The 17,370-nt window shown below is 40.3% G+C and carries 8 protein-coding genes; 4 read left to right on the top strand and 4 right to left on the bottom strand.

Going from position 1 to position 17,370, the window contains the following annotated elements:
* Window positions 1-19: 19 nt before the first annotated feature.
* The gene (locus BK009_RS07350) at window positions 20-1,258 is read left to right on the top strand and encodes a 4Fe-4S binding protein (protein ID WP_100909326.1); all 1,239 of its coding nucleotides are present in this window, start codon (window positions 20-22) and stop codon (window positions 1,256-1,258) included.
* A 194-nt stretch (window positions 1,259-1,452) separates the two neighbouring features.
* On the opposite strand, the gene BK009_RS07345 is transcribed toward BK009_RS07350, so the two are convergent.
* The gene (locus tag BK009_RS07345) at window positions 1,453-1,650 is read right to left on the bottom strand and encodes a CooT family nickel-binding protein (protein WP_100905615.1); all 198 of its coding nucleotides are present in this window, start codon (window positions 1,648-1,650) and stop codon (window positions 1,453-1,455) included.
* Window positions 1,651-2,169: 519 nt separating this feature from the next.
* Here BK009_RS07345 and BK009_RS07340 point away from each other — a divergent pair.
* On the top strand, window positions 2,170-11,808 hold the full coding sequence (locus tag BK009_RS07340) for an isopeptide-forming domain-containing fimbrial protein (protein ID WP_100905616.1): 9,639 nt from the start codon (window positions 2,170-2,172) through the stop codon (window positions 11,806-11,808).
* Between the two features lie 90 nt (window positions 11,809-11,898).
* Here BK009_RS07340 and BK009_RS07335 read toward each other — a convergent pair whose 3' ends face one another.
* The gene (locus BK009_RS07335; RefSeq protein WP_100905617.1) at window positions 11,899-13,182 is read right to left on the bottom strand and encodes a dihydroorotase; all 1,284 of its coding nucleotides are present in this window, start codon (window positions 13,180-13,182) and stop codon (window positions 11,899-11,901) included.
* A gap of 165 nt (window positions 13,183-13,347) precedes the next feature.
* Here BK009_RS07335 and BK009_RS07330 point away from each other — a divergent pair, with 165 nt between their 5' ends.
* Together BK009_RS07330 and BK009_RS07325 are read left to right on the top strand one after the other, a co-directional pair.
* Complete coding sequence (locus BK009_RS07330) at window positions 13,348-14,463, top strand: nucleotidyltransferase family protein (RefSeq protein WP_100909325.1); 1,116 nt, start codon at window positions 13,348-13,350, stop codon at window positions 14,461-14,463.
* Window positions 14,454-15,239 (top strand): peptidylprolyl isomerase, encoded by a 786-nt coding sequence (locus BK009_RS07325; protein ID WP_100909324.1) that lies wholly within the window; start codon window positions 14,454-14,456, stop codon window positions 15,237-15,239. The genes BK009_RS07330 and BK009_RS07325 overlap by 10 nt, the downstream gene beginning before the upstream one ends.
* Window positions 15,240-15,520: 281 nt before the next feature.
* Here the strand turns inward: BK009_RS07325 and serS are convergent, their stop codons facing one another.
* Together serS and BK009_RS07315 are read right to left on the bottom strand one after the other, a co-directional pair.
* Window positions 15,521-17,077 (bottom strand): serine--tRNA ligase, encoded by a 1,557-nt coding sequence (serS, locus tag BK009_RS07320; protein ID WP_100909323.1) that lies wholly within the window; start codon window positions 17,075-17,077, stop codon window positions 15,521-15,523.
* A gap of 58 nt (window positions 17,078-17,135) precedes the next feature.
* Window positions 17,136-17,357 (bottom strand): KEOPS complex subunit Pcc1, encoded by a 222-nt coding sequence (locus BK009_RS07315; RefSeq protein ID WP_100909322.1) that lies wholly within the window; start codon window positions 17,355-17,357, stop codon window positions 17,136-17,138.
* Between the last annotated feature and the right edge of the window lie 13 nt (window positions 17,358-17,370).

Here is a 17,370-nt window from a genome sequence, read left to right as displayed (position 1 = left end):
TTTTGAGAGGGTGAAAAAGATGATAGTGGTTAACAAGGAAGACTGTATTCGATGTGGGGCCTGTCAGGGGACCTGTCCGACTGCAGCTATAACTGTATCTCCAGATGACATCATATACTGTGATGTTTGTGGAGGAGAACCTAAATGTGTGGACATCTGCCCCACAGGTGCTCTTAAAACTGATGAGCTGACTGTGGATGAATCTGGCACTACCCAGACCAGAGTCACCTTCAACCCTAAACTCTGTAATGAGTGCGGGGACTGTGTTGCTGTCTGTCCACCCCAAATCCTCAAACTGGAGCAAGGAAAAGTTCAGACCATACCTCTACAGGGTTACTGTGTCATGTGCCAGCAGTGTGCAGACATCTGTCCCGTAGAAGTCATTGGAGTTGAAGGAGTCAAAGAACCTAAAACGACTGAACTGAATATTACCGGCCCTATCTATATTGTAGATTGTGTGGGCTGTGGAATGTGTGTGGATGAATGTCCAGTGGATGCCATAACTCTCCCTGAAGTGGGAGAAAGCATCACCATCGATGAGGACACCTGTATCAAATGTGGAGTCTGTTCCCAGACTTGCCCATGGAATGCAGTGTTTATTTCCGGTAAAAAACCAGAAAAACGAACTAAAGAACTCAATAAGTTCGAATTAGATGAAGAAACTTGTATTGGTTGTAATGTTTGTGTGGAAGCCTGCCCTGGTGACTTCATAAAAGCCAAAGCATCTAAACTAACTGTGGAACTACCGGAAATCTGTACCTACTGTGGACTATGTGAGAACCTTTGCCCAGTTGACGCCATTGACCTGGATGTTGAACTAGGACCTGCCAAACCAGCATCTGAAGAAGGATTAGTATGGGATGAATCCAAATGTGAATACGTTGGAGCCTGTGCCCGTGAATGTCCTAACGATGCTATTCGGGTGGTTACCAAAACCGGATTCGAAGTTCCAGGTGACACTGAAGTTGGTGGCGAAGCCGCATTTGCCATGTGTACCCGTTGTGGAGCATGCACCATTGCCTGCCCTAACGATGCATTAACACTGGTAGAAATGGACAAAGTTGTGGATGGTGAAGTTGTTAAACGGAACCGTGTACAATACAGTCCTGATAAGTGTGCTGAGTGTGGTGACTGTGTGGAAGTATGTCCATACGACATGCTGAAACTCACCGAAGACAAAGTACCACTCAAAGGATTCTGCATACTCTGTGACCAGTGCATACCTGCCTGTCCACACGAAGCATTGTCCCTTAAATAGGTTCAAAACTAAAAAAACGGAAAATTTTTTGGTGGAAACAAATATCCACCCCCTTTTTATTATTTTTTTAGTTATTAATTTATATCTGGATATCTCCTGAAAATAAGAAAACCAGTACTTGAATTTTAGAAAATATAAAATAATTATTTAAAAAATAATTTCACATTAATTTATGTTGATTCTTGTTAACTAATCTATTTAACTAACCCCTTTTCATCAACTTCCACGAAAATACTATGTTTTTCCAGATCCAGTTCTACGATCTGACCCTCTACAGTCATCCCCTGATTCAGAATATCCACCATTTCTATTCTATCACCATAAATTTTCATGTGAATCACATCATCCATGAGTTTGATCCCTTTGGTATCGTAAACAGTTGATTCGCACATGTTTTCCCTCCTTTTTAATTTGATACACATATAATTTCAGCTATGTTTCTTTCGATCTTTGTTATACATCCAATTTGTGTATATATTTTTCCTGATGGAATTTTGTTGATTATCGAAGTTATTATGAAAATTTAATTGTAATCTCAAATATAATATATTCATTTATTTAAGTAATCACTAACATAATTTTATTAAATGGTGTATTAATTGAACATTTTGTAATGCTAAATTTTATATTTTTTACATTCATTTTCAAAATTTTTATTATATTCTTTGTATTATTTATTGAAAGGTCGTGTTAAAAAGTTTTTTTCCTCATTTGTCTTTATTTTGAGTTTTTTTCAACACATAACTTTTTTTTCTCATAGTACTACTAAAAAATACGAACAGTTCGTAGATATAGATTTATATTAGTAAATCCAATTATAGTAGTAACAAATCAATATTGTAATTACAAACAATATTTGTGGCAATAGTATAAATGAATATTTTTCAATTATTGGTGGTGGAATAATTATTATGGGGAATAAAAAAAATAAAGTTGGACTATCTTTTATAATTATTTTGGCAATTTTTTTAACATGTGGTATAGTTTCAGCCGCAGAAAACGTTGACGAGGTTTCAAATAACAATTCAACAACCCTTAATAATTTAACAAATTCAACTAATTTAACTTTAGAGACAATATCAAATTACACCAGTAACTCAAGTGTCCCTGATCAAGTTTCAAATTCTTCCATTTCTCTTAATTCTAATATAATCAGTGGTAATGTGATTACTTGTACCAATGGGAGTCCCTTCCCTGGAGTTACTATTACTATAACTTCTACTGATGGTTCCACTATTACCCAGACCACCACCGACACCACTGGACATTATGAACTCAACTTCACGAGTATTGAAGGAAAATTTTATGTCACCGCCAGTTACCCCGGACACATGAGCATCCAAAAACTGGTGACAACTGAACTCAGCTCCAACCCATCTGATCTGAATTTATATGGATGGATGAACTTCCAACTGGGTCCTGAACCCACTTTATCCATTGATGCCCCTGGAGAACAATTCTTAAACGAAAGTTTTAACTTCACACTCACTTTCAATAACAATGGGAATGAAACTGGTTTTGGTCCCATAGTACAGTTGATCTTACCTCCGGAGATAGAGTTCAACAGCGCCAACTTCCTGGGGGCACCGGTGAGTGTTACATCTGTAGGAACATTCACCCTGAGTGGAACATTAATCGATCCACTATCTGGACTAACCGTGACTGGAACTCCTGGATACAGTCTTTACATAATTGAGTATCCACTGGGCAGTTTCACTAGTGGCCAGCCCAGTGCAGTCCTGCAAATCAATGCATTTTTAAGAGGAAACTCCACTCTGGGATTACCTCTAAATATCACGGCATATCCAGTATTCAGGTTTGGTGCTAATGAAACAGGAGGAACACCTATTCGAGGGAATCAAACCACTGCACAGGTAACTCCTACTGTGATCAAAATTATTAAAAATACAGTTGCACCCCATGAAGATGAAACTGCCACAGGTTCAAATTATCCCTGGGATTATACCCTCACTGTTGATGTGGCCAATGGCCAGACAGTCACTGATGTTAACGTGAAAGACTTACTTCCTGGAAACCTGCAGTTCGTGCAAGTGGTTGATGCTGATGGTGGCAGTATAGTGCAGCAACCATCCACCAGCACCCCTGGTGGTTTACTGTGGATACACTTTAGCAATATCACAGGAGTACTCGGTTCTGATAAAACTATCATCTATCGAGTTTATGCTCCAAAATTCGATAACAACTCCCAGTATGTGTTGGATCCAAATACAGGAGCCTGGGTTAATGCCACTAACACTGCCAGTGTTACTGGAAATTACACCAATATTAATGTTTCATCTACTGATAATTACACCCTTATCCTGAAACCACTGGCCATACAGAAAAGTGCCAATGATGAGAGCACGGACCCAATACAACCCCGACCCACAGATATACTGCGATACACACTCAGCTTCCAGGTTTCAGATTATTTTTCAATAAACAACCTGGTACTCTATGATGTACTGGGTGATGGTCAGAGTTTCCTGAATTCTTTAATATACAACCCCCGACTCAATTTACACCTTCCCGGTATTGATATCAGTAATCTTTTTGTCAATTTAACCAACCCTAACCAGTTCTATTATTACCATAACTCCACCACAGGAATCACCTATTTAGTATTCAACGTCACCAGAATACTTATTGATAATGGGTACAGTGGTATTGTTGAAGGTGGAAATTATACTGGAACAAATTACGGGGCAACCACTGGAAACTTAACTTTCTGGGCCCGCATCAATGAATACTATGAAGGAGTGACACCACCAACTCCACATCCAATAGTTTCCAATGACCCCATAAATAATGCAGTGGTTGCTGATGGGGTGTTAACTCAGAATGGCAGTCAAATAGAGGATAGCAGTGGAAGTCAGGTTGTAATTGTGGCGCCCATACCATCAAAAGACATAATTAAAATTAATGGAAATGATCCGGTTGCTCCTTATTTGGTAAAACCTGGAGACTCTGTGACTTTCTCCTTACTGATAGATGTTCCCACCAGCAATCTGCACGACTTTAATCTAATTGATTACCTGCCCATACCTTTGCTGAGGGCCTCCCAATTTACCACAGGCCAGGCACAGAACACTAGCCAGGTAATACCTGCTGCTGGGCAATGGAGGCTAGGTGAAGATGATACCTTAAGTAGTTTAACTGGTGTGATACCTACACTGATTGTGGATGTCACCCAGAACACCATCACCTTCCAATATGGTAATGTCTACAATGCCACCCAGCCCAATGCAACTGTTCACATATTATTCACCCTCACCGCCACTGGAGATCCAATGGCCGATGGTCTCTGGCTAACCAACCTACTGAACATCAACTATGAAAACAGTCCAGGGGAAATATTCTGCGATAATCGTATAGTCTCATTGAAAACTGGAGAGCCACAACTCACCATAAACAAGACCGCCACACCCACCACTGAACTACAGGCAGGTGACATGGTCACCTACACCCTAACCATTAATAACACTGGTAATGCTCCTGCTTACAACGTAATGGTCACTGACGATCTTCTCTCATCCAATCCAGGATACATATCATCAATCAGTGGTATTACTGCTAATTACCTTAATGGGGCAACAATCACTGGTTTAAACCTTATGGACCTTTTCACAAGTACTGGTTTGAATTTCGGTTCATTATATCCTATCTATGGAGTTAATGGAACCAACAGCACCATAATAATAACCTACAATGCCACCTTAAACAGCACAGTATACCCCAGACAGATAATCAACAACACAGTCAACATCACCAAATTTACATCGTTAACCCCGCCTGAAAGTCCCAACTATGTTGGAAATCCAGGAGTTGATCAATCCCACTTTTCAGACAATGCATCAGTTCAGGTTCGTGATGTTGATTTCAAGAAAACCTATGTAAAATCACTTGATAGTTCCGGACCTAATTTGACAATAGGAGAAACAGGATTATTCCAACTGGCTGTCACCCTTCCTGCAGGACAAATAAATGATCTGGTAATAAATGATGTTTTACCCTCAGGTCTCACCTTTGTTTCTTATGTTTTGGATCAAAGTAACTTCAACGGAATACTGGCACCATTAACCTTTACTCAGATAAACAACAATCTAAAGTTCCTGTTCACAGGGCTTACCAACACCACCAGCAACAGCACATTTTACATTAACATCATTGTAAGGGCTAATAACAACACAGCTTATCCTGGATCAACCAATGTAACTGCACGAAACAGTGCCACCATGGACTGGAACAACCCAGGACATACACCAATCACTAAACAGGCAACAGTTTACATAGTACAGCCAGTATTAAATGTTACCAAATCATTCAACCCCAGCACCATCCAGGGTGGAGAGACAACAACGGTTACTATAGCCGTAACCAACAATGGAAGATCAACGGCTTATAATGTAATTATAACTGATCCACTATCATATTCAAGTAACATATTTGACTTAAGCAGTAGTAGTGTGGTTGCAAGCAGCCCCCAAAATGGTTTTGTGTTCAATTACAACTCAACTTCACAAGTTGTCAGTTTCACCGGGGGAAATATACCCCGGGGTCAAACATTGTATTTTACATTCAACATAACTGCCCTCCAAACACCTTACATTGGACCCACCTACAACAACACAGTCAATGCATTTTATTGGTCCCTTCCATGGGTTAGTGGAGTACCTGATCCTGATAGTAGAAATTACACATCTTCTGCTTGGGCCGTAGTTAGAACTGGTGATCCAAAAATCACCAAAATTGTGGAAAATTCTACCATACACGGAAACAGTGGAAACCTCACTATAGGAGAAACAGTAACCTATAAAATAACGGTCACATTACCGCAAGGTCTTAAAACCAACCTCACCATTATCGATACATTACCAGCAGGTTTTAGCTACAACCTCGGAGAGTACATCCTGAATACCACAGGCTTTAGTGGTACTTTAGGAACATTATTAGTTTCCGTGAATGGTCAGAATGTAACATTCACTTTCAGCGAACTCACCAACAGCACAAAAACCAACAACACATTCTACATACTCCTGAATGCCACAGTACTCAACAGTACCAACAACACCAATGGAACCATAAAAACTAACAATGCATCCCTTAACTGGACAGAAAACACCAAACCTCCATTCACAGCATCGGTGAATACTACCATTGTAGAACCTAACTTGGCAGTTACTAAAAATGTAACACCTACTACAGTGGACGGAGGGGACCTGATAACTGTTAACTTAACAGTCACCAATAACGGTACTTCACCAGCTTATCAAATAGAATTACGTGATGTTTTAGATCCAGTACTCTTCAACTCATCCACGATCACGCAAGTATCTATACCTTCTGGCTTCAGTTTCACAGTATCTGGAAACACTGTAATAATCAAATCCCTTCTTGACACCAACATCACTGCTGGAAATGCTTTAAACTTTATCTTCACGGTTCTGGTAAATGACAACGTTCCAACAGGGTCCATTTTCCAGAATCAGGCTAATATTTCATTCTCATCCATGTCCGTAGGATATGATAATGCCCGAAATTACACCAACAAATCCAACGTGGTGAATATCAACACCGTTACACCTGGAATTAATAAAACTGTAATTAACACTTCTGAACCGGATTCTGCCACACCAAATGTGATGGTGGGAGAAGTGGTAACATATCAGTTTGTGTTAACAGTCCCAGAAGGTGAAACATTCAACGTATCCTTAATTGATAATTTATTATCTAATTTAGGATATAATGCCGGAACTGCATTTATTAAAAGAAGCGATACCAACATCATAGCTTCTGGATTTGACTTTGGAAGTTCATTTGATGAATTTTTAACCATCAATTACACTTCACTTTCACCCCTGACTTTCTACCTTGGTAATGTAACTTACCTGGGAGGTCAGGGCCTTAAGAATGGAACTATAACTTTAATATTTAATACCACAGTCCTGAACATAGCTGGGAACCAGGCAGGGACAAAAATACCCAACAATGCCACACTGAGTTTTACCAATGCCACGGGAGGAAATCGCAATGTGACAGGGGTATGCCCAACCACATTGAATGTGATTGTTCCCCAAATATCATCCACCAAAACAGCAAACCAGACCATATTAACTAATTCAGACACAGCAACATTCAATATACAAATCCGAAATAACAACATCACCAACGGTGCTCCGGTTTATGATTTGATCATCATTGATCCAATGAATGGTTTCACCATGGATTACCTCCACATGATCATCACCCCCAGCGACCCATCCATAATTTTCACCAACTACTCCACTGCAAATTTAATCAATATAACAGTAAGCAAACTGAACCCTGGCCAGTACCTGAACATAACCTACAATGCCACAGTCAAATCGGACGTTGTATTCAACACCACACTGAACAACACGGTTAATGCCACTGGAACCAGCCTGCCCGGTCCACATGGTACTAACAATGCCACCCCGGGTGATCCAGGTACCAGTACTGGTGAGCGAACTGGAGACCCCACACAACCCGCAGGCCCAGTTAACAATATAAATACCACAGCAACAGCTCCTGTGACCACCAGAGCACCACGTGTGTCTAAAACAGTTAATGGAACCGAAACTGTGAATTTGACCATAGGAGAAACAGCCACAGAATCAATAAACATAAACTTACCAGTTGGAAGTACAACTGAACTTAAAATAGTTGATGTTATACCTAATGGTCTGGGAATAAATGGAGGAATAAACGGATTTACATATGCCACAACAGCTGGTGTAAATGTTAACCAGTTCCTGGTAACTTATCTCGGTGGAAACACTTACCAGATAAGCTTTGGAAATGTAACCATAACACAGGAAGGGAACATAACCATAAACTACACAGTACTGGTTCAAAATGTCAATGGAAACTACAATGGACAGAACCTGGTTAACAATGCCACATTGTACTACAATAATAAAACCGGACAGGGAGTCAACGGAGGATCAGACATAGCCACAGTACACGTTGTTGAACCCAACCTGCAGATAATCAAGACACCAAGCAAAACCAACCTGAACGTTGGAGAAGAGTTCACCTATACAATTAATGTCACACACACCTCTTCCAGCACATCAGATGCATATAACATTACAATAACCGATGTGATTCCATCCGGACTTCATTATGTTGCAGGTTCAGCTGTTTTACCCTCTGGATGGCTTTTAAATGTTTCAGGAAATACTTTAATCTTTACTTCATCTAGTTTAACCCTGATAAGTCACAGTGCCACTTTACTCTTCAACTGCACAGTGGACAACAACTATCTGTTGGCGGGTGGAAACATCACCAACACCGCCAATTTGAACTACACCTCACTACCTATTGATGGAAGAAATTACACCACCAATAACAGCACCCAGATACATGTTATAGGTGCTGATCTGGAAGTGCGGAAAAATGGAGATGCCCAGGTAAATGCAGGAGAACAGGTTACTTACACCATAACCGTTACTAACAAAGGTCCGGATACAGCAGTAAACGCAGTTTTAACCGATACTATACTGGCACAATGGTTCAACATGCTTATTCACCCACAATATTCTGTGAATTCAGGATCTTGGGTAAATATTTTATCTAACCCATTCACCATATTTTTAGGAAATTTAACTCCTGGAAACATCACCACTATCTTGATAAGGGCAACAGTAAACGCTTCAGCACCTGTAGGGATCTTGAACAACACTGCCAATGTAACTTCAAACACCACAGATCCAAACCCAAATAATAACAACAGCACAGCCACAACCAACGTAACCCAGAGTTCAGAATTAACATTAATCAAATCAAATAATCCAACTGGCACAGTAATAGCTGGAAATAATCTGATTTATACATTAACTTTAACCAACACTGGCCCAAGTGTGGCCAGGAATGTGATTTTAAGGGATGATTCGTTGTCTTCATGGTTAACCAACACTTACTACCAGTACAGTCTCAATGGAATTAGCTGGAGTGGATTGGCTCTATTCACTGGGCCACTGGTTTTAGATGTCACAAATATTATTGGCGGGCCAATGAATGTGAGTCAGGTTTTCTGGGTAATGATAAACGGTACTGTGAATGCATCCACACCCAACGGAACAACCCTCCTCAACAATGCAACTGCCAATAGTTCAACCAGTTCCCACAATGTAACTTCCAACACAGTAAACAACACTGTGGAAACCCTGGCAACATTAAATGTAACCAAAACAGCACCAGAAACAGTCATTGCTGGAGAAAGCAGCCCAATCATCTACACTATCACTCTTACCAATAACGGTCCTAGTGATGCTCTTAATGTAAAAGTCAGTGATACACTTGATCCAAGGTTAACCAGCCCGGAATACAGCCTGGACAATGTGAACTGGTTCTCATGGAATAATCTATTTGAATACATATTCAACAGAATTAACGCATCACAAACAGTACACCTTTACCTGCGTGGATGGGTACCATCCAGTGCCCTGGGTCTTATTAATAATACTGTGGTTGTTTCCAGTAATGCCACTAATTTAACTGGTAACCTGACGGATAACACCACGACAAAAATCAACACCACCAGTGTGTTGAATGTGACTAAGTCTGCTCCGGAGAGTGTGGTTGCGGGTCAGAGTGGGCCAGTTGTGTTTACAATTGTTGTGACGAATTATGGGCCTAGTGATGCATTGAATGTGAAGGTTAGTGATACTCTGGATCCACGCTTGACTAATCAGGAGTATAGTTTGGAGGGTGTTAACTGGAGTGTTTGGTTGGCTCCTTATGAGTATGTGTTCAGTCGTTTGAATGCTACTCAGACTTTGTATCTGTATTTACGTGGTTGGGTGCCTTCCAGTGCTTTGGGATTGATTAATAATACTGTGGTTGTTTCCAGTAATGCCACTAATTTAACTGGTAACCTCACCGATAACACTACGACCAAAATTAACACTACCAGTGTGTTGAATGTGACTAAGTCTGCTCCGGAGAGTGTGGTTGCGGGTCAGAGTGAGCCATTGGTCTTCACAGTTACTGTGACTAATTTTGGTCCTAGTGATGCTTTGAATGTGAAGGTTAGTGACACTTTGGATTCACGTTTAACTGGTCAGGAGTATAGTTTGGATAATGTGTACTGGTTGGCTTGGAATAGTCCGTTTGAATATGTGTTTAGTCGTTTGAATACCACGCAGACAGTGTATTTATACTTGCGTGATTGGGTGCCTTCTAGTGCTTTGGGATTGATTAATAATACTGTGGTTGTTTCCAGTAACGAGACTAATCTTACGGGTAATTTGACTGATAATACTACGACTCAGATTAACACTACGAGTGCTTTGAATGTGACTAAGTCTGCTCCGGAGAGTGTGGTTGCGGGTCAGAGTGAGCCATTGGTCTTCACAGTTACTGTGACTAATTTTGGTCCTAGTGATGCTTTGAATGTGAAGGTTAGTGACACTTTGGATTCACGTTTAACTGGTCAGGAGTATAGTTTGGATAATGTGTCTTGGAGTGTTTGGTTGGCTCCTTATGAGTATGTGTTCAGTCGGGTGAATGCCACCCAGACTGTTTATCTGTATCTAAGAGGATTAGTACCCTCCAATGCCACAGGACTCATTAACAACACCGTGATCGTCTCCAGTAATGCCACTAATCTAACTGGTAACCTAACCGACAACACCACTACAGGGATAAACACCCTAGCCATCCTGAACATTACAAAAACATCCGTAACAGGGGGATCAGATGTAAATAACATAGTAAGAGGTTATCCGATCCATTACACTATATTAATAACCAATGAAGGGCCATCTGATGCCCTGAATGTGAACTTTGATGATTATTACACACCAGACTTGCTGGAGAACACATATTACTCCACATCAACAGGAATACCATGGACTGCATACAGCAATCCCCTGAATATAACTCCAATAATCGACAGGCTGGCACCTGGACAGAATGTAACCATATGGATTAACGGCACTGTAATTTCAAACGCTACACAAGGTTTGAACAACACTGGCGGAACCTCATCAGAAACTGATCCTGAGGGCAGGAAAACAGCATCAGTTTATAATGACATCCAAACATCCCATGTAACCATTGAAAAAACAGTCAGTAATCCACAACCATATCTCCATGAAACAATCTACTTCACCCTCATAGTGCAAAACTGGGGACCAGATACTGCTATAGATGTTTACGTTCTTGATAAACTCCCTGCGGGACTCATATACATTGGATCCATAGCTAATTACGGGTCATACAACTCTGAAACAGGTATATGGACCATTGGAAACCTACCGGCAAACACAATAGCTCAGCTAATACTAACTGTGGGAGTTGAAAAGTTAGGACCAATCGAAAACCACGCCCATGTATACACTGCATCCTATGATCCAGTACTGGATCAAAGGAATGCAACTGCAGCTATTTACGTCAGAGAACAACCACAACCGGAAAACAATACCATAGGGATGCAAAATACGGGTATGCCTATATCTGCACTGATAATGGCACTAATAATTCTCGTGACAAGTCTATCTGCAGTTACTTTGAGAAAAAAATAATGGGATTTTTTTCCCATTTTTTAATTTATTTCTTTTTAAATATCAATTCAACTCAGTAAAATGCTTCTATGTAAAAATAAATAAATTTTCTTAAGCATAAACACATTTTCCCTGGTTATCAAGAATATAACCTTTTTCCATAACTTTCTGTCCACGTACCATGGTCATAACCGGCACTCCCTGAACATGAAAACCTTCAAATGGTGAATATTTGGCTTTAGACTGGAAAATAGCAGGATCAATAACACTTTCTTTCTTTAAATCCACCACAACCAGATCAGCATCCATTCCCTCTCTTATGAAACCTTTATGGGGGATATTGAATATTTTTGCAGGGGTTTCACACAACAATCGTTTAATATCTCCAATGGCTATTTTTCCCTGGTTTAACTGGGTTAACAGCAGGGGAAGAATGGTTTCTAACCCTGGAACACCGGGAGGAGCATTCCAAACATCCTTTTTCTTTTCATCGAGGGTGTGAGGAGCATGATCAGTACCAATAATGTCAATATAATTTAAATCATTAACCTGCAACCGGTTTTCATTATCACGCAGGGGAGGATTGGTTTTGGCCTGATTACCATATGTTTTCAGGTAACTCGAATCCAAAAATAAATGATGGGGAGTAATTTCAGATGTTATTTTTGATCCAGCCTTTTTGGCTTCAGTGATGAGTTTTAGAGATTTTCTGGTGCTCACATGGCAAAAATGTATTTTTTGGTCGAACTTATTTCCCAATGAAATAGCTGAGACAACTGCTTCAATTTCTGCCTGGGGAGGACGAGCTTCAGCATATAGTTCCGGACTGGATCCCTTCATTTTCATCTCGTGTGTGCACTGATTAACCACTTGTGGATCTTCAGCATGTAATGAGATCAGATGATCTCCGGAAACCACATTTATCTTGCTGAAAGCATCCATTAAAAAGTCATCATCCACTAGATCCATGAAGATCTTAAAAGATGCAGGCCGTAATTTAGCAAGTTCTCCAATATTGGATAGATCACCAACACCCACATGTAGTCCAAAGTCCACCAAACTCTTCTTCCTGGCGATCTCCATTTTTTTCTGGAAAGCATGGGGGGTGTTGGTAGGGGGGATTGTATTGGGCATGTCCATGATCGTGGTAAAACCACCCGCAGCGGCAGCAGCACTCCCTGTGTAAAAATCTTCTTTAATAGTTAGCCCTGGATCTCGGAAATGAACATGGGCATCAATTAGTCCAGGAAGAACCAGTTTACCCTTAACATCAATAATTGAACTAGCATTAGATGGTAATTTTTTAATGGAAACTATTTTACCATCTTCAATCCCCAAACAAACCTCTTTAGAATTTATATCCAGTCTACAGTTTGTGATACATAAATCCATCATAATAAGCCCCTATTATTTAGTAATGGTGAAGATGTCCCGTTTCTATAACCTATTGTGTTATAATTATCCTAAACTTTCAGATAATTAAATTCATAAAATTTCCACACTTATGATCTGTAAGGATAATCATATAACCGTAATGATAACAATAAATTAATGGGTACCATGTCCTCCAGTGAAGATATAGTTAAAGAAATTATTGCCCTGGATCGCAAAAGATTTCTGCAAGATGCGAGGCTACGACCTCAATCGCAGTATAAGCAATCTAAATCAGGCCTATCTGATACTAAGATATTGGCTGATTTCACAGAATACAATCCACTGCATAAAGGTCATTTGCACTGTCTTCTTGAGGCTAAAAAGATGGTTCCCACTGGAATATTCGTTGCAGTGGTTCCAGGACTATTCGAACGCAGTGGTCGGGGAGTACCCTACATCATGACTCGTCAAGCTCGTGCGGAGGCAGCAATAGCTGTTGGTGCTGATATAGTAATTGAAGGGCCGCCTATGGGTATAATGGGCTCTGGACAGTACTCGATCTGTCTGGCGAAAACATTCCAGGCCCTGGATGCTGACAACATACCCCGAGGATATAAGAGAGATCCTGAATTTGAAAGACTACTGGAAAAAATAGGTAAGGGAAGAGGTATTGCTCCTAAACCCTACCGTATGGTGGACATGGAAAGCGGAGAAGTCCTATTGAAAGGACGGCTAAATGAGGATAACTATGTCATTGTATCCCTATCAAAATCCCTCACCAAAATCGGTTTCAAATTTAAGGATAAATTTATATTCGTACCCCGTTTGGAAGGTATAAGTGGTACCATAATCCGTGAGGCAGTTTTATCTGGAGTTTTAGATTCGGCAAAGCAAATGTTGCCTCCTGAAACCATTACTATCTTAAAGAGAGAAATGGAGAATGGAAGAGCACCACTCCATCAGTTCAGGGATGAAGAAACCATACTTTACACTGCCAACCAAGCCACAGTCCCTGATCTCAAATCCCTTAGTCTGCTTGATGATCGCACTATTGAAAATATTATCAATAAAAGACCATTCAATTCGGTGGAAGAAATTAGAAGGTGTATTGCGCGTGGATTCAGCAGACACCACACTCAAAGGGTTTTATCATCATTGGAGGCGCGGATTGACCGGGACACCATGCACCGATATATTGAGAATTACCCATCAACCATACGCATATTAAACTATAAAAATAAAGAAGTGCTAAGAGAATTTAAAAAGAGAATATCACATAGGAGGCTAGAGATATGCCAGTGAATAATGGAGACTTTATAAAGCTTGAATACACCGGAAAGATTATTGAAACCGGTGAAATCTTTGACACCACCATTGAAGAAGTAGCAGAGGAAAATGAAATACATTCAGATAAGAAAACCTACGGACCCATATCTATAATTGTGGGTGGAGGTCATGTACTCAAGGGCATGGAAGATGCCCTGGTGGAAATGGAAGAAAGTGGAGAAAAAACCATCGAATTACCTCCTGAAGAAGCCTTCGGTGAACGTGACCCTAACCTAATCCAGTTAGTTCCCATGTCTGAGTTCAAAAAACAGGGCATAAAACCCCAGGTGGGAATGGCCATAACCTCAGAAGGAAACACCGGTATTATAAGGAGTGTTAGTGGAGGCCGTGTAAGGCTGGACTTCAACCATGAACTAGCTGGTAAAAATCTGGAATACCAGGTTAAAGTAGTGGAAATCATTGAAGATGACACCGAAAAGGTCAAAAGCATGATCGACCTCCATTATCCTCAACCCAACCTGGATGCTGAAAAACACCAAGTAACAATTGAAGATGATAAAGTGGTCATTGCCATGGATGAAATGGCCAAATTTGACCAGCGCCCTTACATGGATATAACCATGGCCCGTTTCCGTATAGCACGGGACATCCAGGAAAACATGGATATTGCTACGGTAGAATTTGTGGACTCATTCACCCGTAAAGAAGAAGTAGAAGAGTCTACTGAAGAAGAAGTTTCTACTGAAGAAGTTCCTGAAAAACTAACTGAAGAAGAAACCAAAGAAGAATAGAACTTCTTTCTAATCTTCTTTACTTTATTTATTTTTTTCCCACTCCAAAAATAATATTAAGCAATATTTTATCATTTTAAGCTATTTTATGATCTTATTTTAATTATTAATATATAATGAACTTAGATTTTATAAATTAGTGATTTGAATAATTCCAATCTAATTTTAAATAAAAAAATAGGGAAAGATAAAAGAAAAATATTCTACTGATGAATTAATTCTACTGAATTATTTGATATTTCATATCAATATATTCTCCAGTAGAACTCTCACATGAGTTTTTATGGCCAAGTCAAAACTTTAGGTGTTCGAACAGTTCCCACCTTATTTCGAACCATTTCTGGCCAGTTCTCCTTATCAAAACCTTTTTGGGCCAGGAACCCGAAGAGCCATCTGGTTATTCCAATACCAGTACAACCAGTCCATAATGTATGGTTATGGGTTTCTTTAATGGAGAATCCTTCAGTGAAGTGGGTTCCGTGGACATTGGCGGAAACTGCGGCCACTCCCTTATCAGCACCAGGTACTACTACGCGCATTTCGTATTTTGGCACGTCAGGGAATTCTATTCCCCGTTCTTCCACCTTTCTACCTTCCAGGTAGAATGGATCATCACCTATTTCAGTATACCATTCCAGTTCCATTTTATTGGCCAGTTCCTGAGAAATCTCCAGGGTAGCATCACGGATCTCTTCTACCTGTTCCGGTGTTCCTAACCAGACCAGTTCAATCCTTTGGAACTCATGCACACGGTCTAGGCCTTTGGCTCCACCCGCTTCCCAGCGGTAGGTCCAGCCACTCTTATCAAATAGTCTTATGGGAAGTTCCTTCTCATCCAAAACTTCATGACTGAAAAACTCATAAAAAGGTTCGCACTGGGCTGGTGCTAGAACATAGGAGGGATCCTTCAAACCATCCTTCAAACGCTCAATAGGAACTTCTTTTTTTATTAAAAGCTCATTTTTGAACTTTTTAAATACTTCAGGGTCACGTCGAGGTGCACTACAGTAATACATTCCCTCAGGGAGCCCTTCCAGATAACGCATCTTGTTCATCACTGGAATTGGTATCAGTTTCGGCCACATGCACTCAAAGAACTCCAGTTTCTCCACCAGAACCTCCATGAACATGTCTTCAATGGCACGTTGCAAGGCAATGAATTTGGGTCCGTAGAACCACTGTCCCTTACCCGGGAACTTCTTAACCCACCCCTGTTTGGCTGCCTCTTCAGTGGGATCTCCTTCAAAAAATACCGGGAATTTAGGGCTGCGCCCCACAATAGTTCCGGGTTCAATTTTGGTGACCTGGCGGGTTAAAATGTCATCGGCATCTTCATCTATTTCAGTTGCAGAATTCATTCTTTCAGTTTCAGAGAGAACATGCTTAACCACCCGGTCCACCACGTGTTTCCGGAGGTCTCCTTCTTCCAATTTCTGGAATTGGATGATCATTTTCCCATCATGGAATGTGGCTCCCTCCACATAGGGCATCTGGACAACATCAACCATTTCCTGGGAGGGGATGTCAATCTGATATTCTTCAACCGTGATTTTCCGAACACCTATATGATATTTTGGACCTAAAAGTTGGGTGAGTGGGTTTTTCATCCGGAGCAGTGCATCATGAGCTCTTCCTCTTCTACCAGATATTACTTTCAGATGAAGGGTGTTACCCTCTAGTTTCCACTCCACAATCTGGGCTGCATCCTTCTTTTGACCAGATGCAACTCCCTTCTGAAACAGATCATTATTAGCATGCTCTACGAAGCTGGTAATATCTTCCAAAGCTTCATCGGCATCTTTACTGAATAAAACTTCTCCTTTTAATGTGAATTTCATTTTTATAACATCCTTATGGTTAGAATGGCTTTTTTATTTTTTTTTAATTCTTTTTTAATTAAATTTCCAATATTTTTTCAACCAACATCTCCGAAAATATAAGGTCATCTGCAGTGGAGAGAATAGTCTTAAGCGAGCTTCCTTTTAAATTACAGACCAGAGACTCATGATCCTGATATGATTCTAAAAAACCAATGTTATCAGGCAGTAAAGATTGGTAAGCAACCTCTGCCTGTTCATGGTTATGATAATTGAAAGTTATGGTGGCTTTGATCTTCATGATTTAACCTTTG

The organism is Methanobacterium subterraneum (genome assembly GCF_002813695.1).
Lineage (GTDB): Archaea > Methanobacteriota > Methanobacteria > Methanobacteriales > Methanobacteriaceae > Methanobacterium > Methanobacterium subterraneum.
The sequence above is the reverse complement of the archived record's forward strand: the minus strand, read 5'-3'. Positions and strand labels throughout refer to the sequence as shown.

What these genes read in the sequence shown, in the direction of transcription:
- BK009_RS07325 (WP_100909324.1), top strand. Translation starts at nt 14,454, where the DNA reads ATGCCAGTGAATAATGGAGACTTTATAAAGCTTGAATACACCGGAAAG.
- BK009_RS07335 (WP_100905617.1), bottom strand. Translation starts at nt 13,182, where the DNA reads ATGATGGATTTATGTATCACAAACTGTAGACTGGATATAAATTCTAAA.
- BK009_RS07315 (WP_100909322.1), bottom strand. Translation starts at nt 17,357, where the DNA reads ATGAAGATCAAAGCCACCATAACTTTCAATTATCATAACCATGAACAG.
- serS (WP_100909323.1), bottom strand. Translation starts at nt 17,077, where the DNA reads ATGAAATTCACATTAAAAGGAGAAGTTTTATTCAGTAAAGATGCCGAT.
- BK009_RS07345 (WP_100905615.1), bottom strand. Translation starts at nt 1,650, where the DNA reads ATGTGCGAATCAACTGTTTACGATACCAAAGGGATCAAACTCATGGAT.
- BK009_RS07340 (WP_100905616.1), top strand. Translation starts at nt 2,170, where the DNA reads ATGGGGAATAAAAAAAATAAAGTTGGACTATCTTTTATAATTATTTTG.
- BK009_RS07350 (WP_100909326.1), top strand. Translation starts at nt 20, where the DNA reads ATGATAGTGGTTAACAAGGAAGACTGTATTCGATGTGGGGCCTGTCAG.
- BK009_RS07330 (WP_100909325.1), top strand. Translation starts at nt 13,348, where the DNA reads ATGTCCTCCAGTGAAGATATAGTTAAAGAAATTATTGCCCTGGATCGC.